This window comes from Pseudomonas sp. RHF3.3-3 (assembly GCF_048069595.1).
GTDB lineage: Bacteria > Pseudomonadota > Gammaproteobacteria > Pseudomonadales > Pseudomonadaceae > Aquipseudomonas > Aquipseudomonas fuscovaginae_B.
On the sequence record NZ_CP182250.1, the window covers coordinates 5000072 to 5020455 of the forward strand.

The 20384-nt window shown below is 64.2% G+C and carries 20 protein-coding genes; 9 read left to right on the top strand and 11 right to left on the bottom strand.

The features are described from left to right. Positions 1-291: 291 nt before the first annotated feature. Together ACMGT0_RS21915 and ACMGT0_RS21920 are read left to right on the top strand one after the other, a co-directional pair. A complete protein-coding gene (locus tag ACMGT0_RS21915) occupies positions 292-1530 on the top strand; it encodes an acyl-CoA dehydrogenase family protein (RefSeq protein ID WP_054059917.1) in 1239 nt (412 codons plus the stop codon). A 238-nt stretch (positions 1531-1768) separates the two neighbouring features. Beyond that, positions 1769-2548, top strand: a complete 780-nt coding sequence (locus ACMGT0_RS21920) for a TSUP family transporter (protein WP_054062810.1) — start codon at positions 1769-1771, stop codon at positions 2546-2548. On the opposite strand, the gene nudC is transcribed toward ACMGT0_RS21920, so the two are convergent. The 5 genes from nudC to gnd all read right to left on the bottom strand — a co-directional run bounded on the left by nudC (position 2516) and on the right by gnd (position 7752). Continuing rightward, positions 2516-3346 (bottom strand): NAD(+) diphosphatase, encoded by an 831-nt coding sequence (nudC, locus tag ACMGT0_RS21925; RefSeq protein ID WP_416769765.1) that lies wholly within the window; start codon positions 3344-3346, stop codon positions 2516-2518. The genes ACMGT0_RS21920 and nudC overlap by 33 nt on opposite strands. Before the next feature lie 31 nt (positions 3347-3377). Continuing rightward, the gene (locus tag ACMGT0_RS21930) at positions 3378-4190 is read right to left on the bottom strand and encodes a crotonase/enoyl-CoA hydratase family protein (RefSeq protein WP_054062811.1); all 813 of its coding nucleotides are present in this window, start codon (positions 4188-4190) and stop codon (positions 3378-3380) included. A gap of 237 nt (positions 4191-4427) precedes the next feature. Beyond that, positions 4428-5252, bottom strand: a complete 825-nt coding sequence (locus ACMGT0_RS21935) for an HAD family hydrolase (RefSeq protein ID WP_416769767.1) — start codon at positions 5250-5252, stop codon at positions 4428-4430. Next, complete coding sequence (gene zwf / locus ACMGT0_RS21940; protein WP_416769768.1) at positions 5249-6772, bottom strand: glucose-6-phosphate dehydrogenase; 1524 nt, start codon at positions 6770-6772, stop codon at positions 5249-5251. Before zwf ends, ACMGT0_RS21935 begins: the two co-directional genes overlap by 4 nt. Continuing rightward, a complete protein-coding gene (gene gnd, locus ACMGT0_RS21945) occupies positions 6769-7752 on the bottom strand; it encodes a phosphogluconate dehydrogenase (NAD(+)-dependent, decarboxylating) (protein ID WP_054060302.1) in 984 nt (327 codons plus the stop codon). Before gnd ends, zwf begins: the two co-directional genes overlap by 4 nt. 297 nt (positions 7753-8049) lie before the next feature. Here gnd and ACMGT0_RS21950 point away from each other — a divergent pair, with 297 nt between their 5' ends. The 3 genes from ACMGT0_RS21950 (at position 8050) to ACMGT0_RS21960 (ending at position 10682) form a co-directional block, all read left to right on the top strand. Then, entirely contained in the window at positions 8050-8229 is a 180-nt protein-coding gene (locus ACMGT0_RS21950) for a DUF6026 family protein (RefSeq protein WP_054060303.1), read from the top strand. Between the two features lie 188 nt (positions 8230-8417). Continuing rightward, complete coding sequence (locus ACMGT0_RS21955) at positions 8418-10154, top strand: phosphoethanolamine transferase CptA (RefSeq protein ID WP_054060304.1); 1737 nt, start codon at positions 8418-8420, stop codon at positions 10152-10154. A gap of 303 nt (positions 10155-10457) precedes the next feature. Then, entirely contained in the window at positions 10458-10682 is a 225-nt protein-coding gene (locus ACMGT0_RS21960) for a hypothetical protein (RefSeq protein ID WP_273822478.1), read from the top strand. A 157-nt stretch (positions 10683-10839) separates the two neighbouring features. On the opposite strand, the gene ACMGT0_RS21965 is transcribed toward ACMGT0_RS21960, so the two are convergent. The 4 genes from ACMGT0_RS21965 to ACMGT0_RS21980 form a co-directional block, all read right to left on the bottom strand. Further along, positions 10840-11331 carry a GNAT family N-acetyltransferase gene (locus ACMGT0_RS21965; RefSeq protein WP_054060337.1) on the bottom strand — a complete coding sequence of 164 codons (492 nt, stop codon included), beginning with the start codon at positions 11329-11331 and terminating at the stop codon, positions 10840-10842. 101 nt (positions 11332-11432) lie between these two features. Next, positions 11433-12542, bottom strand: a complete 1110-nt coding sequence (gene zapE / locus ACMGT0_RS21970) for a cell division protein ZapE (RefSeq protein ID WP_416769772.1) — start codon at positions 12540-12542, stop codon at positions 11433-11435. A gap of 46 nt (positions 12543-12588) precedes the next feature. Next, complete coding sequence (locus tag ACMGT0_RS21975; protein WP_054060307.1) at positions 12589-12924, bottom strand: nuclear transport factor 2 family protein; 336 nt, start codon at positions 12922-12924, stop codon at positions 12589-12591. A 52-nt stretch (positions 12925-12976) separates the two neighbouring features. Then, entirely contained in the window at positions 12977-13696 is a 720-nt protein-coding gene (locus ACMGT0_RS21980; protein ID WP_054060308.1) for a helix-turn-helix transcriptional regulator, read from the bottom strand. 128 nt (positions 13697-13824) lie between these two features. Between ACMGT0_RS21980 and ACMGT0_RS21985 the strand changes: the two genes are divergently transcribed. Both ACMGT0_RS21985 and ACMGT0_RS21990 read left to right on the top strand, forming a co-directional pair. Then, a complete protein-coding gene (locus ACMGT0_RS21985) occupies positions 13825-14292 on the top strand; it encodes an LEA type 2 family protein (RefSeq protein ID WP_054060309.1) in 468 nt (155 codons plus the stop codon). A 72-nt stretch (positions 14293-14364) separates the two neighbouring features. Continuing rightward, entirely contained in the window at positions 14365-14922 is a 558-nt protein-coding gene (locus tag ACMGT0_RS21990; protein WP_416769775.1) for a GNAT family N-acetyltransferase, read from the top strand. Here the strand turns inward: ACMGT0_RS21990 and ACMGT0_RS21995 are convergent. Beyond that, positions 14913-15839 (bottom strand): carbon-nitrogen hydrolase family protein, encoded by a 927-nt coding sequence (locus ACMGT0_RS21995; RefSeq protein ID WP_416769776.1) that lies wholly within the window; start codon positions 15837-15839, stop codon positions 14913-14915. The two genes, ACMGT0_RS21990 and ACMGT0_RS21995, sit on opposite strands and share 10 nt — an antisense overlap. Positions 15840-15925: 86 nt before the next feature. On the opposite strand from ACMGT0_RS21995, the gene ACMGT0_RS22000 reads away from it, so the two are divergent. Then, positions 15926-16840, top strand: coding sequence for a LysR family transcriptional regulator (locus ACMGT0_RS22000; protein ID WP_416769777.1), 915 nt, complete (start codon positions 15926-15928; stop codon positions 16838-16840). A 140-nt stretch (positions 16841-16980) separates the two neighbouring features. Then, the gene (locus ACMGT0_RS22005) at positions 16981-17976 is read left to right on the top strand and encodes a FecR family protein (protein ID WP_416769779.1); all 996 of its coding nucleotides are present in this window, start codon (positions 16981-16983) and stop codon (positions 17974-17976) included. A gap of 52 nt (positions 17977-18028) precedes the next feature. Here the strand turns inward: ACMGT0_RS22005 and ACMGT0_RS22010 are convergent, their stop codons facing one another. Then, complete coding sequence (locus ACMGT0_RS22010) at positions 18029-20356, bottom strand: acylase (protein WP_416769780.1); 2328 nt, start codon at positions 20354-20356, stop codon at positions 18029-18031. Positions 20357-20384 lie beyond the last annotated feature (28 nt).

Here is a 20384-nt window from a genome sequence, read left to right on the forward strand (position 1 = left end):
GGCAACCGCACGAACACGGCACGATACCCTGTGGGAGCGGGCTTGCCCGCAAAGTTTCTGCCGGTTTCAAGGGCCTGTTCGCGGGCAGGCCCGCTCCCACGCAGAGCCTTCTCGCCTCCGGAAACCTGTGGCCTACAGGACGATTTGTTGAAGATCTGTTGCCCAGACAACAGTTGCCGCCTCGCCTGGCGAGATAGAAGCCCGTGAACACGGGGTGATCGCCAACGGCATGGACCCTGCAACCGCTCCCGGCAACCGCAGTTTTCTCTGCCTGCCACAAGGAGCTGTCCCATGACCGAACACCAGGTAATCAACCCACTGTCCCTCGGCGTCGACTACGAGTCCCTGGCCGAACGCTTCCGACCGATCTTCGCGCGCATCGCCGCCGGTGCCGTGCAACGGGAACTGGCCCGCGAGTTGCCCCACGAGCCGATCCAGTGGCTCAAGCAGGCCGGCTTCGGCGCTGTACGGGTACCGGTGGAATATGGTGGGGGCGGCGCCTCCCTGCCGCAATTGTTCCAGTTGCTGATCGAACTGGCCGAGGCCGACTCCAATGTCCCGCAGGCCCTGCGCGGGCATTTCGCCTTTGCCGAGGACCGGCTGAACGCCACCCCGGGCCCCGGCCGTGACCTGTGGTTCAAACGCTTCGTCGACGGCGACATCGTCGGCTGCGCCTGGACCGAGATCGGCAACGTGGTCATCGGCGACGTGGTGACCCGGGTCTCGCCGGACGGTGAACAGTGGCGCCTCAATGGCGAGAAGTTCTACAGCACCGGCAGCATCTTTGCCGACTGGATCGACGTCTACGCCCGCCGCAGCGACACCGGCGGCGACGTGATTGCCGCCGTGCGCGCCCGCCAGCCGGGCGTCGAACACAACGACGACTGGGACGGTTTCGGCCAGCGCACCACCGGCAGCGGCACCTCGCGGTTCGTCGATGCCGTGGTGGAAAGCGGCCATGTCATCGACTTCGCCACCCGCTTCAAGTACCAGACAGCGTTCTACCAACTGGTGCTGCTGGCGACCCTGGCGGGCATCGGTCGTGCGGCGCTCAGGGACGTGGCACGCCAGGTGCGCGAGCGCAAGCGCATCTACAGCCATGGCAATGCCCAGCGGGTCAGCGAGGATGCGCAGGTGCAGCAGGTGGTCGGCGAAGTCGCCGCGCTGGTGTATGCCGCCGAGGCCTCGGCGGTACGCGCCGCGCAACCGGCACAGCGGGCCTACCTCGCGCGCTTCGGCGGTGATGATGAGGTGGAACGCCAGGCCAATGTCGACGCGGAAATCGAGTCGGCCACGGCGCAGGTGGTGGTCTCGGAGTTGATCCAGCGCGCCACCAGCGAACTGTTCAATGCCCTCGGCGCCTCCGATGTCCGCCAGGGCAAGGCGCTGGATCGCCATTGGCGCAACGCGCGGACGGTGTCGTCACACAACCCGGTGATCTACAAGGCCCGGATCATCGGCGACTGGGCGATCAACGGCACCGAGCCACCGTTCGTCTGGCAGATCGGCAACGGCCCGGCCAAGGGCTGAGGTCGCAGCGGCCCTCGCGACTCGGTAAGATGGCGCCCCTTCAGGCGCTTTGCGCGCCATCTGCCGACCTAGGCTGTGTACGAAATTGTTTGAAACGCAGGTTAGGCAAGGCAAAAACCGGCGAGGAACGCCCGGGGTCGCGCCCGACTTGACTGGTTGTCAATGAGCATTCCGAGCCGGTTTTTAACGCTGCATAACCAAGTTTCAAGCGATTTCATACATAGCCTAAGCCGACCCCATGCCTTTCGATCTCAGCGTAGACCTGACCACCCTCGCCATTCTCGCCGTCGTCGCCTTCGTCGCCGGTTTCATCGATGCCATCGCCGGCGGGGGCGGCCTGCTGACCACCCCGGCACTGCTGACCGCCGGCCTGCCACCGCACCTGGTGCTGGGTACCAACAAGCTCAGTTCGACCTTCGGCTCGGCCACCGCCAGCTTCACCTTCTACCGGCGCAAGCTGTTCCATCCGCGCCAGTGGAAACTGGCGATCTTCGGCACCCTCGCCGGTGCGCTGATCGGCGCAGTGGCCGCGCACTTCATGCCAGCCGAGTGGCTGAACAGGATGCTGCCGGTGATCGTCTTCGCCTGTGGCCTGTACCTGCTGTTCGGCGGTACGCCCAAGGCGCCGCTGGACAGCGACGCGCCGATCCGCAGGAAGTGGCAGTTCCCCCAGGGCTTCGGCCTGGGTTTCTACGACGGCGTGGCCGGGCCCGGCACCGGTGCGTTCTGGACCGTCAGCAGCCTGCTGCTATACCCCATCGACCTGGTCAAGGCCAGCGGCGTGGCGCGCAGCATGAACTTCGTCAGCAATATCGCCGCGCTGTCGGTGTTCGTGTTTTCCGGTCAGGTCGACTGGATCATCGGCTTGGCCATGGGTGTTTCGGTGATGCTCGGGGCATTCTTCGGCGCCCGCACCGCCATCAGTGGCGGGGCGAAGTTCATTCGCCCGGTGTTCATCACCGTGGTCCTCGGGCTGACCGTGCGCCTAGCCTGGCAGCACTGGTTCAGCGTGGCCTAGGCGACGCGCCACATACAGGTCGATCAGGTAGCGGGCGATCGACCGGGATGCCGGCAACGGCGGCAGTTCGCGGATATTGAACCACTGCGCATCCTCGATCTCGTCGACCTGCGGCACGATCTCGCCGCCGGCATATTCGGCATGGAAGCCCAGCATCATCGAGTGCGGGAACGGCCAGCACTGGCTGCCGACATACTGGATGTTGCTGACCTCGACCTGCACCTCCTCGCGGACCTCACGCACCAGGCAATCCTCCGCCGACTCGCCCGGCTCGGCGAAACCGGCCAGGGTACTGTAGACCCCGGGCACGAAACGCGGCGAGCGGGCCAGCAGCACTTCATCGCCGCGGGTCACCAGCACGATCATGCTCGGCGAAATCCGTGGGTAGGCGCGCAGGTCGCACGGCTGGCAATACATCGCCCGCTCGCCCGGGACCTGGCGGGTCGGCTGTCCGCAACTGCCGCAGAACCGATGCTCACGGGCCCAGGTTCCGATCTGCGCGGCATAGCCGAGCATACGGTAGGTGGTGAAGTCACCTTCGAGCATGAAGCGCCGCAGCCCCTGCCAGCGGCAACCCGGTACCTCGGCCGTGGCCTTGAGTTCCAAGAGGTACACCGGCTCGCCATCGCGATGGCCGATGCCATGCTCGCAGAGTACCGGCAGGCCCTGGCGCTTGAGCCACTCGCGGGGGAACAGCACGCCGTTGTCATCCAGCAGGAACCCCTCGGGACCACGGGCCACGGCCCAGCCACCGGGTTGTTCGATATCCAGTACTGCGGTTGTCCAGCCTTGAGTCATTGCGGGTTCCTTGGGGACCGGGAAACCTTCCTCAGTCCAGAAATTCAGGTTTCTGCTTGCTCATGTGTGCCGCGATGGCCACACGCAGGTCGTTCGATTGCAACATGGCGGCGTTCCAGGTGGCAACGTATTCCAGGCCGTCGTCGATCCGGTGGTCACGCATGTAACTGAGCATTTCCTTGGTGCCGCTCACGGCGATCGGCGACTTGCCGGCGATTTCCCGCGCCAACCCCATCACACCGTCGAGCAGCGCGGCCTGATCAGGATAGACACGATTGACCAGACCGATGCGCTGCGCCTCGTCGGCACCGAACTGGCGGCCGGTGTAGGCCAGCTCGCGCAGCATGCCGTCACCGATGATACGTGGCAAACGTTGCAAAGTGCCGACATCGGCGGCCATGCCGATATCCACTTCCTTGATCGAGAACTGCGCGTCTTCGGCACAGTAGCGCATGTCGCAGGCGGCGATCAGGTCGATGGCCCCGCCCAGGCAGTAGCCCTGGATGGCGGCCAGGACCGGCTTGCGGCAGTGGTCGACGGCGTTGAAGGAGGCCTGCAGTTGCAGGATCTTGCGCCGCAGCAGGCGAGCGTTGCGGCCCACGTCCTTGCCCAGTTCGTTACCGACCGAGGCCAGCAGCATCAGGTCGATGCCTGAGGAAAAATGCTTGCCCGCGCCGCTCAGCACCACCACCCGGACCTCATCGGTGTCGTCGGCCCACTGGAAGATCTCGATGATCTCGCTCCAGAACGCGGCGTTCATCGCATTGATCTTTTCCGGACGGTTGATCTGCACATGGGCGATGTTGTCGGCCAGTTCGACACGGAAGGCTTGGTATTCGGACATGACGGGGCATCCTTGGCGGGCTGATGGGAGTTTGAGGGAATATAGCAAGCGGGTTGGGCGGTCGGGGGTAGCGGATGTGCCAAAAGCCGGACTTGGGCGAATGGCCGCCTGCGGCGGTTCGCGGGCAAGCCCGGCTCCTACAGCGACCGGCGTCGAACTCAAATCCTTTGTACGGCCCGATCACTTGTAGGAGCGAGGCTTGCCCGCGAACCGCCAGAGGCGGCCAGCCTCCACCACCTAGCGAGGCCCCAGGATCCATTGCTCGATGGCCTGCGCCGCTCCATCCTCGGTGTTGCTGCCGGTCACCACATCCGCCTGCCGCTTGACCACCTCTTCAGCCTGGCCCATGGCAATCGCCAGCCCCGCCCGATGGAACATCGCCGCGTCATTGCCGCCATCGCCGATCGCCGCCGTCTGCGCCAGCGGCACCTCAAGGAACTTCGCCAGTGTCACCAGCGCCTCGCCCTTGTTGGCCTGCATCGCGGTGATGTCCAGGTAGGCCCGCTGCGAGCGACTGGCCAGCGCCTGGTCCGCCACCAGCGGCTGCAGCACCGTCTCCAGTTCGATCAGCAGTTGCGCATTGCCGCTGGCCCCGACGATCTTGTCGATACGGTCCAGGTACGGCTCGAAACTCTCCACCACCTTCGGCGGATAGCCCAGCGCATGCTGCTCCCGAGGGACCATGGTGCCGTGGGGGTTGCGCAGCAGCCATTCGTTGTCGGCAAACACCCAGATCTCCACCTCCTCATGCCGCGACAGCAACTCCAGGGTGCAGATCGCCGCCTCGCGCGGCACGTAATGAGTCACCAGGTAGCGGCCATCGGGATGCATCAACGTGCCGCCGTTGAACGCGGCCACGGGTAAATCGACACCCAGCGCCTCGATCTGCTCGCGCATCGCCCGTGGCGGCCGACCGGTGGCCAGGCTGAAGAACACCCCCGCCTTGCGCAGCGCCCGCACCGCCTCGACAGTGCGTGGGCTGAGGCTGTGATCAGGGCGCAACAGGGTGCCGTCCATGTCGCTGAGCAGCAGGCGGATGGGGTATTGCACCGAGCCGCTCATCCGATGCCGTGCCAGGCGCGGCCGTCGCGCGCCAACAGTTCATCGGCAGCCGCTGGGCCATTCTCGCCGGCCTTGTACGACTGCACCTGGCTGTCTTCGCGCCAGGCATCGAGGAACGGCTGCACCGCGCGCCAGCCGTTCTCGATGTTGTCGGCACGCTGGAACAGCGTCTGGTCGCCGGTCAGGCAGTCGTAGATCAGCGTCTCGTAGCCGGTGGACGGCTGCATCTCGAAGAAGTCCTTGTAGGCGAACCCCAGCTCGATATTGGCCATGTCCAGCGCCGGCCCCGGGCGCTTGGCCAGCAGGTCGAACCACATGCCCTCGTTCGGCTGGATCTGGATCTTCAGGTAGGTCGGCTGCAGGCGCTCGACCTCGGTATCGCGGAACTGCGCATACGGCGCCGGCTTGAAGCAGATGGCGATTTCCGTGTCGCGCACGCTCATGCGCTTGCCGGTCCGCAGGTAGAACGGCACGCCGACCCAGCGCCAGTTGTCGATCATCACCTTGAGCGCGACATAAGTCTCGGTGTTGCTGTCGGGCGCCACGTTGTTTTCTTCGCGATAACCGGCCACGGCCTTGCCCGCCACTTCACCGGCGGTGTATTGGCCGCGAACCGAGTTCGCCCGTGCCTCCTCGATGCTCCAGGGTCGAATCGCGCCGACCACCTTGGCCTTCTCGCCACGTACGGCGTCGGCACCAAAGGCCGCTGGCGGCTCCATGGCAACCATCGCCAGCAGTTGGAACAGGTGGTTGGGCACCATATCGCGCAGGGCGCCGGTGTGTTCGTAGAAACTGCCGCGGGTTTCCACGCCCACGGTTTCCGCCGCGGTGATTTGTACATGGTCGATGTAGTGGTTGTTCCAGAACGCCTCGAACAACACGTTGGAGAAGCGGCTGACCAGGATGTTCTGTACGGTTTCCTTGCCCAGGTAATGGTCGATCCGGTAGATCTGCTTCTCGCTCATCACCTTGAGCAGGCAGGCGTTCAACGCCTCGGCGGTGGCCAGGTCGGAGCCGAACGGCTTCTCGACCACCACCCGCCGAAAGGCCTCGGGCGTTTCCTCGAGCAGCCCGGCCGCTCCCAGGCGCCGCGCCACCTCACTGAAGAAGCGCGGCGCGGTAGCCAGGTAGAACACCGCGTTGCCGGTGCCGCTGGCGGCAATCTTTGCGTTCAGCGCGGTGTAGGTGGAGTCGTCGAGGAAATCGCCCTGCACGTAACTGATGTTCTTCGCCAACTTGCGCCAGAGTGCGGCATCCAGCGCCTGCTCCGCAGTCTTCCCGCTCTTGGCGGCCACCTCGGTACGGTTGAACTCTTCCAGTTTTTTGGCGAACTCGGCGTCAGTGACGGCGTTGTGGTCGACGCCGACGATGTGCAGGCCGTCGTCGAGCAGGCCGTCACGGCTCAGGTTGTACAGCGCCGGCATCAGCAGGCGCTTGACCAGGTCGCCGTGGGCACCGAACAGGAACAGCGTGGTCGGCGGGGCGGCCTCAACCTTGCTTTTCTTGCCGGTGGCCTTCATTTTTTCGGCGTCTCCACGTGGCCGCCGAAGCCGAAGCGCATCGCCGACAGCAACTTGTCGCCATAGGTGCTCTGTTGGCGCGAGCGGAACCGGGCGAACAGCGAGCTGGACAGCACCGGCACCGGTACCGCCTGTTCGATCGCCGCCTCGATGGTCCAGCGGCCTTCGCCGCTGTCGGCCACCGCGCCGGAGTAGTTGTCCAGCTTGGGATCGGTGGCCAGGGCGTCGGCGGTGAGGTCCAGCAGCCAGGAGGAGACCACGCTGCCGCGGCGCCAGACCTCGGCGATATCGCCCAGGTTCAGGTCGAAACGCTGGTCGGCCGGCAGGCTTTCGGAATTCTTGGTCTTGAGGATGTCGAAACCCTCGGCGAAGGCCTGCATCATCCCGTATTCGATGCCGTTGTGGATCATCTTGACGAAGTGCCCGGAACCCGCCGGGCCGGCATGGATGTAGCCGCGCTCGGCGCGGTCGTCGGCGGTCGGGCTGCGATCGCGGGTCCGCGCAATGTTGCCCAGGCCCGGGGCCAGCGCATCGAACAGCGGATCAAGGCGGCGGACCACCTCGGCATCACCGCCGATCATCATGCAATAGCCACGCTCCAGGCCCCAGACGCCGCCGGAAGTACCGACATCGATATAGTGGATGCCCTTTTGCGCCAGCTCCTGGCCACGACGGATATCATCCTTGTAGTAGGTGTTGCCGCCGTCGATGATCACATCCCCCGGCTGCAGCAGCTTGCCCAGTTCGGCAATGGTGTCCTCGGTGGGCGCCCCGGCCGGCAACATCACCCAGACCGCTCGCGGCGCGCTCAGCCCGGCAACCAGTGCCGGCAGGTCGGCGACACCGGTGGAACCTTCCTGGCCCAGGGCGGCAACGAAGTCGGTGTTGCGGTCGTAAACCACGGTCTCATGGCCCTTGAGCATCAATCGCCGTGCGATATTGCCGCCCATGCGGCCCAGTCCGATGATTCCAAGTTGCATGTAGCGTTACTCCAGACGACGAGTTCGAAAAAACTCGAAAAAGATAAAGGCGACACCTTAGCCCACCGCAACGGCGTGTGTCCTGCGAAAGGTTAGTCAAATACGGCGATGATTGGTTCGCCGGTGTCGCCCGTGACCCTCTTGTTACGCTCGAACTCGCTCCCAGGACACGGCGACAACAAAAAATAAAAAAGTTCCCATGCGCCGAAAAAGAATCCAAAATTGTCTTGAACGAGCCCCCTGCCCCTGATCGGGCCGGGCCAGCTCCACCGAAACAGACCCTTCGCGAGGTGAGCAATGGGTACGGTAGCCGCAGTACGTCCCCCACAAACCCTGTACGTCACGATCCGCCGCGATGAGTTGCGGCAGTTGCAGGACGAGCGCAACGCGCTGCTGCAGCAGGTCGCGCTCTTGCAGGAGGCCCTGCAGGCGCAATCCCTGACGGCCCAGGCCCCGCTGCCGCGACTGGGCAACTGAACGCCGGCCCACGGCTGACTCCCCATCCCCTCCAGGCGCGCCGCCGGTGTGCCTGGCCCTGAACGTTTTTTTCACACGTCGTTACCGATACTCCAGGCCTTCCAGCCGTGCGCAATTCGTGCGGCCATTCCCCATGGCGACTTTTTTCCCAGCCCCATGGTTCAGTTGGCGATTGATTGGAGTGCTCGATGGCGTTGTTCGAACGCAGCAACAAGTCTGCGAAAGGTTTTGATTGGGCCGGGCTCGGCTGGATGTTTCTGTTCTTCTGGTACTTCTCGGGTATCACCCAGTTGCTGATCCAGTTGAGCGGCACTTCCGGCTTCTCCGGGTTCCGCCAGGCATTCTTCCTCAGCGCCATCTGGCTGGCACCGCTGCTGGTGTTCCCGCGTCGCACCCGCCTGCTCAGCGCCCTGATCGGCCTGATGCTGTGGGCCTGTTCCCTGGCCAGCCTGGGCTACTTCTTCATCTACCAGCAGGAATTCTCGCAGAGCGTGATCTTCATCATGTTCGAATCGAACATGGCCGAGGCCAGCGAGTACCTGACCCAGTACTTCCAGTGGTGGATCCTGCTCGCGCTGCTCGCCCACAGCGTCGTGGCCTTCCTGCTCTGGACCCGCGTACGCCCGGTTCACCTGCCACGCGGTCGCGCCCTGGCGGTGGCGACGCTGCTGCTGGTGTCGATCATCGGCTATCCACTGGTCAGCCAGATCAACCGCAGCTCGACGCTGGAGGAAGGCCTGGAGCGTTTCGAAAGCCGTGTCGAACCGGCGGTCCCGTGGCAGATGGTGGTAGCCTATCGCAGCTATCGCCAACAACTGAACAACATGCAGGGCATGCTCGACAGCGTCAGCAGGATTCCACCGCTGCATAACCTCAAGGACCGCCAGGCCGGCCTGCCGACCACCCTGGTGCTGGTCATCGGCGAGTCGACCAACCGCCAGCGCATGAGCCTGTACGGCTATCGCCGGGAAACCACGCCGAACCTCGACAAGCTCAGGGAACAACTGGCGGTCTTCGACAACGTGGTGACTCCGCGTCCCTATACCATCGAGGCCTTGCAGCAGGTCCTGACCTTCGCCGACGAAGAAAACCCCGACCTGTACCTCAAGACCCCGTCGCTGGTCAGCGTCATGAAGCAGGCCGGCTACAAGACCTGGTGGATCACCAACCAGCAGACCATGACCAAACGCAACACCATGCTCACGACCTTCTCCGAGCAGGCCGACGAGCAGGTGTACCTGAACAACAACCGCAACCAGAACGCCCGCCAGTATGATGGCGATGTGCTGGAACCGTTCAACAAGGCCCTGGCCGACAGCGCCCCGCGCAAGCTGATCGTGGTTCACCTGCTGGGCACGCACATGAGCTACCAGTACCGTTACCCGCCGGCCTTCGAGAAGTTCACCGACCGTACCGGCGCCCCGCCCGGTCTGAGCGACGACCAGATACCGACCTACAACAGCTACGACAACGCCGTGCTGTACAACGATTTCGTGGTATCGAGCCTGATCAGGGACTACGCCAAGACCGACCCGAACGGCTTCCTGCTGTATCTGTCGGACCACGGCGAAGACGTCTTCGACTCCGCCGGCCATGCCACCCTGGGCCGCAACGAGGCCAAGCCGACGGCGCCGATGTACACCATACCGTTCATCGCCTGGGCCTCGCCGAAATGGCGCGAAAGCCATGACTGGAGCTTCGCTTCGGACCTGAGCCGCCCCTACAGCAGCTCGCACCTGATCCACACCTGGACCGACCTGGCCGGCTTGAGCTTCGATGAGCAGGACCTGAGCAAGAGCGTGGTCAGCGATCAGTTCAAGGTTCGGCCGTTGCTGATCGGCGATCCCTACGCGCGTCCACAGAGGGCGCTGATCGATTTCAGCCTGATCAAGCCCAAGCCGCAGGGAGACGTGGCAAAGAAATGAGCTTCTGGCCTGTTCTCGCGGCTCGCAGCGGAACAGGCCATTTCTCTCGGTGCCTACCCGATGGCAGCGATCCGGGCTGGCATGCCTGCCTGCGAAGCAACGGGCAAAATCAGAAAAATATTATCCGCTTAAAACAGGCTCATAATATTTACTTAATCTTTCTGATATTCATCAAACATTCCTGCAACCGCTCATCCGGCATTTATCCATCTTAATTGCCACTTAATTCCCCCTTCCTAAAGTTGCTCCGAATTTCAGATCGCCACGGCGACATCCATTTAGACAACTCAGGAAACATCAATCATGAAACTGCCTACCTTGCTGATTGCCGGTCTATTGTCCGCCACTTCTTTCGCTGCCCTGGCCGAAGGCGGCTCCGACCGTGCCCGTGAGCGCTGGGAAAATTTCCAGGTCAGCCAGCAGCTGGCGCGCGAGCAGGCCGAACAGAAGACCCTGACCGCTCAGGCACAAAAGAACGATGCCTCTTCGAACGAAGTGAAAACGGCCGAGCAACAACCTGACACCTGATTCATCGATCGAGCTCCCGATAACACCTCTGGTTGCTCCACAAGTTTCTTGTGAGGGGTGTTTTCTTTCAGCGCCCTGTATGGGGCGCTTTTTTATTTGAATGCCGGCCAACCGGATGTTAAGTGAAGATATCCGCCCTGGTACTTGAGGGGAGTCATTACAGATACTTGTTCCAGAACATCATCTGCCCGTGACTCGGATCCAGCTGGGCACCACTGAAACCGAACTTCTCGTACGCAGCCCGGGCCACCGCATTCCCCTCCAGCACCTCCAGGGTAATCTTGCAGCAGCCCCGCTGACGGGCGATATCCTCGACCTTCTGCAGCATCCTGCGACTCAACCCCAACCCCCGAAACCGGCTCAGCACCGCGACGTCATGCACGTTCACCAGTGGCCGGCAGGCAAAGGTCGAAAAGCCTTCGAAGCAGTTCACCAGCCCCGCCGGCTCGCCACCGACAAACGCCAGCACACTGAACGCATGGGCACGCTTGGCCAACTCGGCCGGCAGTTGCGCCAGCAGGTCAGGGTCCAGCGACTGACCACCGCCCATCGGGTCTTCGGCATAGTGGTTCAGCACCAGGGCGATCGCCTCGGCATGCACCGGGTTGGTGTAGCTCGCCTGCAGTATCAGTACATCCGCAACGTCCATGTTCATCCTCGACGGCATCATTGAAAATCGGTTCTCGCTTCAGGGCAGCCGATTGTAGGCCCGGGCCAGGGCCGGGCGAAGGAAATTCTCCAGACTTGGCTTCACTGCCCGAACCGCTGCAACTGCATCTCATGCAGGCGACTGAGGGTACGACGAAACGCGAACGCCAGGTAACCCTCGCTGTACAGTTCGTCCAGCGGCACCTGGGCCGCGACGTACAAGGCCACCTTGCGGTCGTAGCACTCGTCCACCAGCGCGATGAAACGACGCACGCTGTCATCGTGGATCGACAGTTGTGGCAACTGACGATCCCCCGCCTCGACCCGTTGCGCGGCATCCTCGGTACCCCGGGCGATCCGACCGGGACGCTGGCGGGCGCTGAGGTTCGGCACCTCGTCGAGGAAGATCGCCGAGTAACGATCGCACAGTGCCATGAAGTCCATCGCCGCCAACGGCTGCTCACACAGTTCGGCATAACGGCACCAGAGCACGCTTGGCGAAGCCCGCACCACCGCCAGGGTCCGATGCCCCATGGCGACCGGCTCGCCGGACACCGGCTGCCCGGCGGTCAGCGCGTCGAACGCCTGGGCAAAACCGCTCGAGCCTTCCACCGGCACCACCCAGTAACGCTGCAGACCCGCGCCCGGATGCAGACGATGATCCTCGCCGCCATCGACGTCGACTACCGTCATGTGCCGTTCGATCGCGGCAATCGCCGGCAGAAAGCGCTCGCGGTTGAAACCCTCGGCATACAGCTGGTTCGGCGGCTGGTTGGAAGTACAGACGATCACCACCCCCTCGTCGAACATCACCTGGAACAGCCGCCCGAGAATGATCGCATCACCAATGTCATTGACGAACAGCTCGTCGAAACACAGCACCCGCACCTCGGCCGCCAACTCACGGGCCAGGGCCCGCAACGGATCGGCGATCCCGCTCAACTGAAAGGAGCGCTGGTGCACCCAGCCCATGAAGTGATGGAAATGTTGGCGCCGGGACGGCACCCGCAGGGTCTGGTGGAATTGGTCCATCAACCAGGTCTTGCCGCGCCCGACCGGCCCCCAGAGGTAGACGCCGCGGGGGACCTGCCCCTGGTGCAGCGCCTCCTGGCAGTGTTGCAGCGCCTGCACCGCCTGCCATTGCGCGGGGTCGTGGACAAAGCCCTGGGCGACGGCTCGCTGGTAGGCAATCAGGGGGGAATCGACGGTCATGGGCGGGGCCATTGCTGAACAGGGCCCCGCAGTATGCCAGCTCGACTCAGAGGGAAATATCCAGCCGGGCGATCTTGCCCTGTTCGTTCAGCCGGAAGGTGTAGCGCAACTCCACCGGGCTGCCGGGAAAGCTGCCCGAGACGAGCTTGCGCACCAGCACCTTGCCGGTGCGCTGGGCGACGTCGAGCACTTCGACCCGGGGCTGGTACTTGCGACCGGTTTCATCCATCCACCTGGCAATCTCCAGGGTACCGACCTGGTGCCGGCCTTCATCGAAGACATTCGCGTCCGCGGCGAAGAAACTGTCGATCGTCGAGGTGTCGCGGGCATTGGCGGCGGCAATATAGGCCTCGATAGCCGGGGCCAGGGATGAGGTGTTCATGGGGCACAGCTCCTTGCGGGTGGGACTGGCCTCATCCTATGCCAGGCCCGCGTCAGTTTTTGTCAGGAGTGAACGGCTGGGTTTTCTGTTGTTGCTCGCAGGCCTGGTGCCAGCCGCGCAACAGGTCGCTGCGCCGTCCCGGATACCGTTCGCCCTGCTCGCAGGCGGCAGCGATGCGGTCGGTACGAAAGGTCCGGTAGTCGTTGCGCAGCTCACACCAGGCGACGATCACCCGCACCTCGTTCAGAAAGCCCAGGGCCAGGGGCCAGATCAGGCGCTGGCTGGGGATCCGGTTGGCATCGGCGTAGTCGATGTACAGCTTGGTCTGCTGGCCGATCGCCTGACGCAGCACGCTCAGTGGCACGATGTTCTCCGGGAAGCCGTAACCGGCGGGGCCGGCCAGCACGGTGGGGTTGCGCAGGGCCTCCTGGGCCGCCGGCCCGAGCACCGCGGAAATCTTCGCCAGGGCCCCACAGGCGGCCTTGCCCAGCACATCGTCAGCCCGCTGGTTGACGTACTGCAGGCCGAGCATGATCGCCTCGGCCTCGTCGGCATCGAGCATCAGCGGCGGCAGGAACAGGCCGCTGCGCAACACGTAGCCGATCCCCGCCTCGCCCTGGATCGGCGCGCCCAGGGCAATCAGTTCGGCAATGTCGCGATAGACCGTCCGCTCGGAAATCTCCAGTTCATGGGCCAGGGCCGCTGCGGTGGCCGGGCGGCTACGGGCCCGCAATACCTGCAACAGCGTCAATAGACGGGAAGTACGGGACACGGTGGATTCAACCTGAACAGAAGCGGATGCGCGCAGCCTAGCAGAGACTCCTGTCAGAAACTGTCAGGAGCCGCAGGGTCCATGCTTTGCTGTATCGTGAGCCTGCCATTCATCCAGAGGATTCCACCATGCGCAAACTCCTCGGCCTGGGCCTGCTGTTACTGACCCTCAGTGCCTGCGCACTGTTCTCCGGTCGCGACCCGTTGAATATCAACGTGGTCGGGATCGAGCCACTGCCCAGCCAGGACATGGAGATGCGCTTCGCCGTGACCCTGCGCCTGCAGAATCCCAACGAGACGGCCATTGCCTACAACGGCGTAGCCCTCGACCTGGAGGTGAACGACCAGCCGCTGGCCTCCGGTGTCAGCAACCAGCAGGGCACACTGCAGCGCTTTTCCGAAACAACGCTGACGGTACCGGTCAGCGTCTCGGCCTTTTCCATGCTGCGCCAGACCTTCGGCCTGAGCCAGGCCCGCAGCCTTGACGGCCTGCCCTACGTACTGCGCGGCAAGTTGGCCGGGGGACCGTTCGGCACGATGCGTTTCGTCGAGCGGGGCCGCCTGGACCTGCCGGGTTCCAATACCAGCCGCTGGTGAACCAGCACCTGCTGGGCGACACGAAAGGCTGTTATAAGGAGCCTTTCGACTCCGCCCGGGACGGCACGCATCATGGACAGATACCCCACCCTGCACAGCGAACGGCTGATCCTGCAACCGATGACGCTGGCCGACGCACCCGCCGTCCAGCAACTGTTCCCGCACTGGGAAGTGGTGCGCTATCTCAACGCCCTGGTGCCCTGGCCCTATCCGGACGACGGCGCCTTGAGCTATCTCCGTGATATCGCGCTGCCCGCCGTCGAACGCGGCGAGGAATGGCACTGGTCGATGCGCCTGAAGACGGCACCGGAACAGATGATCGGCTCCATCAGCCTGATGAACGAAACCGACAACAACCGCGGCTTCTGGCTCGCACCGAAGTGGCAGGGCCAGGGGCTGATGAGCGAGGCCAGCCGCGTGGTCACCCGTTACTGGTTCGAAGTCCTCGACCGGCCACTGCTGCGCGTCCCCAAGGCCGCGCCCAACCTGGCCTCGCGACGGGTTTCGGAGCGTGAGGGCATGCGCCTGATCCGTAGCGAGGAGCGCGCCTTCGTCAGCGGGCGACTGCCCTGTGATATCTGGGAAATCACCCGTGAGCAATGGCGGCGCGGCCTGACGCCTCAGTCCTGAATGAAACGCACGCCCGGCTTGGCCCGCTCGTCCACTCGCAGTTCGAACACATCCGGACGCGAATAGTGGCCGGTCACGTCGAAATCATAGCGGGCCCGTACCAGCTCGTCGGTATCGATCTCGGCGGTCAGCAGGCCGGCTTCGCCCACCAGCGGCCCGGCCAGCACATCGCCCATCGGCCCGACGATCAGGCTGCCACCGTTGATCAGCGGGCGCTCGTCCGGCCAGTTCTCGACACTGCCGCCCAGCGCCGCCGGCGAGGGCTGGACCTGGCAGGCGGTGACCACGAAGCAGCGGCCCTCGCAGGCGACATGACGCATGGTCACCCGCCACATTTCCCGTTCGTCCACCGTCGGCGCACACCAGACGTCCACGCCCTTGGCGTACATCGCGGTACGCAGCAGCGGCATGTAGTTCTCCCAGCAGACCGCCGAACCGATCCGCCCGGCCTTGCCTTCCACCACCGGCAGGGTCGAACCGTCGCCCTTGCCCCAGATCAGCCGCTCGGTACCGGTCGGCATCAGCTTGCGGTGCCTGGCCACCAGGCCTGCCTGCGGGTCGAAGAACAGCACGGTGCAGAACAGGCTGTGACCGTTGCGCTCGATCACGCCGAGTACCAGGTTGGCCCCGGTGCGGGCCGACAGCCCGGCCAGTGCCTCGGTTTCCGGGCCCGGAACGTCGATCGCATTGGCGTGATAACGGGCGAACGCTTCACGCCCTTCCGGCAGGCGGTAGCCCAGCTGGGTGCCGAAGGTCTCGCCCTTCGGGTAGCCGCCGAGCAGCGCTTCCGGCATCACCACCAGGCAGGCGCTGGAGTCGATGATCGCCTGTTCGTAGGACAGGATCTGTTCCAGGGTCTCGCCCTTGCCACCCGGCAAGGACCCGATCTGCAAGGCGGCAACGATGGATTTGGACATGAGCGGTTCTCCATGACGTGAGTTCGTGTTGCAGATTGTCGCGGCGAAGTCGATCATGAATAAAGACCACTTCATCACTGAATGATATGAACAACACGAATATCAAGACCCTGGATCTGAACCTGCTCAAGGTCTTCGAGGCCCTGCACGACGAGTCCAGCGCCAGCCGCGCGGCCGTGCGCCTGGGCGTCACCCAGTCAGCCATCAGCGCCGCCCTGCGCCGGTTGCGTGAGGTCTATGGCGATCCGCTGTTCGTGCGCACCGGCCGCGGCCTGGCACCGACCCTGTGCGCCAACCAGCTCAAGCCGGTGATCAGCGAAGCCCTGAACAAGTGCCGGCAGAGCCTGGCGCTGGTCGACCCGCAGGCCCAACAGTACGAGGGCCGCTCGGTGATCATCGGGCTGTCGGACGATTTCGAGATTGCCTACGGTCGCCGTCTGCTGGAACTGATCGCTATCCAGGCACCCCGTCTGCGCCTGATCTTCCGCCAGACCCACAGCCAGATCGTCGGTGAAGGCCTGATGCAACGCCATTTCGACCTGGCCATCACCGCTGGCGGCTTCGCCGAACGCCTGCTCAGCCGCCGGGTGCTGGGCGAAGGCGACTACCTTTGCCTGGTCGACCCGCAGAGCCTGGAGGCCGGCCAGACCGGGCTGAGCCTGGAGCAGTTCGTCGCCCGTGAACATATCCTGGTGTCGTCCGGCGGCTTCATCGGCATCACCGACGAAGCGCTGGCCGGCCTGGGATTGGGCCGGCACGTCAGCGCCTCCACCAGCCATTTCGCGGCATTGCCCTACCTGCTCAAGGGCAGCCAGGCCGTCGCCACCATTCCGGCCCATGCCGCCCAGGCTATCGCCGAACTCGGCGGGCTGAGCCTGCTACCCTGCCCCATGCCCCTGCCGCGCTACCCGATCGAGTTGGGCTGGCGCACCAGCGTGTCCCTCGACCCGGCGGTGTTGAAGGTACAGGCGGCCATTTTTCAATGTTTTCACATTGCCTGAGTCATCATGGACACCCCACTCGTAGCCGGTTTTCAGGACAATTCGGGGGAAAAATCCAACCTGACCTGATATGCATTTGCCATCTAGTGTTCTCGGCAGGCACCGGGGAAGGTTAGAATGTATGAAATAGGGAAGAGTCAATGACAGAGCAGATCCTCTCAGAAGCCGAGTACGACGCGATCACCGATGCCGCCGCGCATTGGTGCATGCGTCTGCATGAGCAGGACTGTACGGATGCCGAACGGGAGCAATTCGCCGCCTGGCTCAAGGCCGACCCGCTGCATGCCAGCGAATACGAGGCGATGCTGGAGATCTGGGAGGTCGCCGACCACCTGCCGCGGCCGCCGCAGGCTGAAGTCATTCCACTGCCCGTCAAGCGCCGCCACTGGTCGCGTTATGGCGTGGCGGCCAGCAGCCTGCTGGCCATTCCCCTGGCCGGTTACATCGGCTGGAGCCTGGGCTGGATACCCAGCTCCTACCAGACCTTCGAAGCCGGCAACCGGGTCGAGCACATCACCCTCGCCGATGGCAGCCAGGTGGAACTGAACCTGGGCAGCCAGCTGACCTACAGCAACTACAAGGATCAACGGCGGGTCACGCTGAACAAGGGCGAAGCCTTTTTCGACGTCAGCCATGACGCCGAGCACCCCTTCGTGGTGAAGGCCGCCAAGGGCCAGATCCGGGTCACCGGTACCCGCTTCAACGTCTGGATGTATGAGGACCAGGTGCGGGTGACCTTGCTGCAAGGTTCCGTGCTGGTCAACAGCGACAGCAGCCAGCCCGGCGGCTACCGCCTCGATCCGGGCATGCAGGCGCGCTACAAGGCCGGCGACTATGAGCCGCAGATCAGCCAGACCTATGCCAATGACACGTCCCTGGCCTGGCGCAACGGCAAGCTGATCCTCGACAACCTGAGCCTGGCCGACGCCCTGCCGCTGATCAACCGCTACCTGGCCATGCCAGTGCTGCTGGCCGATGCGGACACCGGCGGGATCCGCATCGGCGGGATCTACAGCACCGCCGAGGTGAAGAAACTGGTCATCTCGCTGCCCAAGGTCCTGCCGGTCTACCTGACCCAGAACAAGGACGGCAATCCGGTGCTCAACGCCATCCCGCGGGAAAAGCCCAAGGCCTGAGCAGCCTGCTCAGGCCATCCGTGGAAGCCCACCCTTATGGCAATGGCCTGCCTCAGTACTTCTCGCCAATCACCTGCAGCCGATATTCCTTGTCAGCCCTGATCTGCTCCTCGGTAAACGGCAGCACACTCCAGGCCTTCTGCGAGAACGCCTCGGTCTGGTCACGGAAGTGCGCCGACGCCGGATCGCTGGACAATGACGGTGCCAGCAACCCCAGCGCCCGTGGCCCCTGCTCATCGAAGCTGACCACCTGCAGATAGCTGGTGCCACTGATCACTTCCCGCTTGCCGCCCTCGGCGGGCACACTCTGGATCGCGTTATACACACCCAGCGTCGACGGCCCGCCATGCACCGGCACCGGGTGCCCGCCCAGGCCGACCTGCTGGACATCGCCCCACTGCGTGTCAGCCGTCAGTCCCGCCTTGTCCACGCTCGCCACCGACGCCAGCATCGCCTCGCGCACGGCACTGGCCACCTGCGCCTGCCCGAGGTTCAGCCCACGCGGCGTATGCCGGGGGTTGGCCGGGTCGAATCCGATTCGCCAGATATCCTCCTGTTCGAGCAACTGCGCCATGACGTTCTGGAAGTGCACGAACCCCACGCCACTCTGCAGATTGGCCTGCCGGTCCCAGCTCTTGAGGCTGGCACACAGTGGCGCCAGGGTCGCGGCGTCCGCCCCCAGGTCGGCGCTGCAGAACTGCAGCAGATCCGGCAGCACCTGGCTGGCGAGATAGACCTGGTTGTCCATCACCATCGCCTGCAAGTCCTCGACCTTGACCGGCCCGTCCTGCTTCAGGCGCTCCAGTCGCTCCAGGGCGAAACGTGCACGCGGACTCAACGGCTGGTCCTCGCGGCTGATCAGCGGCGAAAACCCCTTGAGCGGCGCCGCCGGGTTGACCATCCACGCCGAGTCGTTGGAGTTCTGCACATAGTCGCCGCGCTCCAGTTGCGGCAGGCGGCTCGCCGGGAAAATCCCCTTCTGGGGGGCATTCGCGGCGACACGCCAGGCACAGGCACGGCGCGAGCCGTCGAGCACGATCATCTCGTAGCCAGCCCGCGGATCGCTGCACTCGCGCAGCTTGTCGGCATCCACGTACGGCACCACCGACAGGTTCATGTACAGCGCCTGCCCACGATCATCCACCGCCAGGGTGTTGACCCATGGAATCCCCTGGATCCTGTGCACCGCCGCCTGGAACGCCTTGAGGCTGTCGGCGCGATTCATTTCAGCCCACTGCTGCAATACCCGGTCGTTATCCTGGTTGGCATCACGCAGGCTGAACGCCACCTCGCGATTCCAGTCGAGCTTGCCGGGCCATTGCACCACCGGGCCGAACACCGAGCTGTAGACCAGCCGCGAGACCGGCTTCAGGCTGCCGTCCTCCTGCCTGACCTGGACGGTCACCTGGCGCTTGTCCATGGCCCTGGACTTGCCGTCGAGCAGGTAGCGGGTCGGGTCCTTGGGGTCGAGTTGCAGGCGATACAGGGTGAAGTGCCTGGACGTATCGACGGTATGGGTCCAGGCCAGGTGTCGGCTGAAACCGATGTTGACCAACGGCAGGCCCGGCAGCGCCGCGCCCATCACATCGAGCTGGCCGGGAATAGTCAGGTGCATCTGGTAGAAACGCATGCCGCCGACCCATGGGAAATGCGGGTTGCCCAGCAGCAGGCCACGACCGTTGAACGAGCGCTGGCCACCGATCGCCACCGCGTTGCTGCCACGGTCCAGGGCGAACCGCTGCATGCGCTCGGCAGCCACCTGGAACGCCGCCGACGGCCGTTGTGCGGTCTGCTCCGGCGGCGCCGCCGCGGCCAGGGCCTCGACGAACTGCCCGACGCCACCTTCGACCAGCAGACGGCGGGTCAGCTTGACCTGGTCGAGCACGGTGATCGGTCGGACCCAGCCCCCCTGGCACTGCACCGGCAAGCCCTCGGCCTGGCGCTCGCGCAACAGGCGGTTGTAACCGGCGACATACCCTTCGATCCGCTGTTGCATCGGCGGGGTCTGCGCCTGCCAGAACGCGGAGACCGCCGCCGGGCTGTTGAACCAGTTGAAGAACAGGTCGCTGGCGAGGTTGTCCCGCTGTTCGACCGTGGTTTCGTGCGGGCCGAAAAACTTCGACCGTTCGCCATTGACCGTGACGATTTCATTGGCCAGCAGGCACAGGTTGTCCTGGGCATAGGCGTAACCGATGCCGTAGCCCAGGCCACGCTCGTCGCTGGCCCGGATATGCGGGACGCCGAAGGTGGTGCGGCGGATATCGGCACTCAGTTGGCCCCCCTGGGTATCGGCTCCCTGGGAACGGGCATGGGCGCCCAGGCTCAGGCCGATCAACAACGTTGCAAGACAGCACCTGGGAAATGGCCGGGAAATGATCACGCAGACTCCTGATAAGACCGTCGAAAAC

What these genes read in the sequence shown, in the direction of transcription:
- ACMGT0_RS21935 (WP_416769767.1), bottom strand. Translation starts at nt 5,252, where the DNA reads ATGAGCGGCTCGGTGCAATACCCCATCCGCCTGCTGCTCAGCGACATG.
- ACMGT0_RS21985 (WP_054060309.1), top strand. Translation starts at nt 13,825, where the DNA reads ATGCGCAAACTCCTCGGCCTGGGCCTGCTGTTACTGACCCTCAGTGCC.
- ACMGT0_RS21955 (WP_054060304.1), top strand. Translation starts at nt 8,418, where the DNA reads ATGGCGTTGTTCGAACGCAGCAACAAGTCTGCGAAAGGTTTTGATTGG.
- ACMGT0_RS21995 (WP_416769776.1), bottom strand. Translation starts at nt 15,839, where the DNA reads ATGTCCAAATCCATCGTTGCCGCCTTGCAGATCGGGTCCTTGCCGGGT.
- ACMGT0_RS21960 (WP_273822478.1), top strand. Translation starts at nt 10,458, where the DNA reads ATGAAACTGCCTACCTTGCTGATTGCCGGTCTATTGTCCGCCACTTCT.
- ACMGT0_RS21915 (WP_054059917.1), top strand. Translation starts at nt 292, where the DNA reads ATGACCGAACACCAGGTAATCAACCCACTGTCCCTCGGCGTCGACTAC.
- zwf (WP_416769768.1), bottom strand. Translation starts at nt 6,772, where the DNA reads ATGAAGGCCACCGGCAAGAAAAGCAAGGTTGAGGCCGCCCCGCCGACC.
- ACMGT0_RS22000 (WP_416769777.1), top strand. Translation starts at nt 15,926, where the DNA reads ATGAACAACACGAATATCAAGACCCTGGATCTGAACCTGCTCAAGGTC.
- ACMGT0_RS21920 (WP_054062810.1), top strand. Translation starts at nt 1,769, where the DNA reads ATGCCTTTCGATCTCAGCGTAGACCTGACCACCCTCGCCATTCTCGCC.
- zapE (WP_416769772.1), bottom strand. Translation starts at nt 12,542, where the DNA reads ATGACCGTCGATTCCCCCCTGATTGCCTACCAGCGAGCCGTCGCCCAG.
- ACMGT0_RS22005 (WP_416769779.1), top strand. Translation starts at nt 16,981, where the DNA reads ATGACAGAGCAGATCCTCTCAGAAGCCGAGTACGACGCGATCACCGAT.
- ACMGT0_RS21965 (WP_054060337.1), bottom strand. Translation starts at nt 11,331, where the DNA reads ATGGACGTTGCGGATGTACTGATACTGCAGGCGAGCTACACCAACCCG.
- gnd (WP_054060302.1), bottom strand. Translation starts at nt 7,752, where the DNA reads ATGCAACTTGGAATCATCGGACTGGGCCGCATGGGCGGCAATATCGCA.
- ACMGT0_RS21930 (WP_054062811.1), bottom strand. Translation starts at nt 4,190, where the DNA reads ATGTCCGAATACCAAGCCTTCCGTGTCGAACTGGCCGACAACATCGCC.
- nudC (WP_416769765.1), bottom strand. Translation starts at nt 3,346, where the DNA reads ATGACTCAAGGCTGGACAACCGCAGTACTGGATATCGAACAACCCGGT.
- ACMGT0_RS21975 (WP_054060307.1), bottom strand. Translation starts at nt 12,924, where the DNA reads ATGAACACCTCATCCCTGGCCCCGGCTATCGAGGCCTATATTGCCGCC.
- ACMGT0_RS21990 (WP_416769775.1), top strand. Translation starts at nt 14,365, where the DNA reads ATGGACAGATACCCCACCCTGCACAGCGAACGGCTGATCCTGCAACCG.
- ACMGT0_RS21950 (WP_054060303.1), top strand. Translation starts at nt 8,050, where the DNA reads ATGGGTACGGTAGCCGCAGTACGTCCCCCACAAACCCTGTACGTCACG.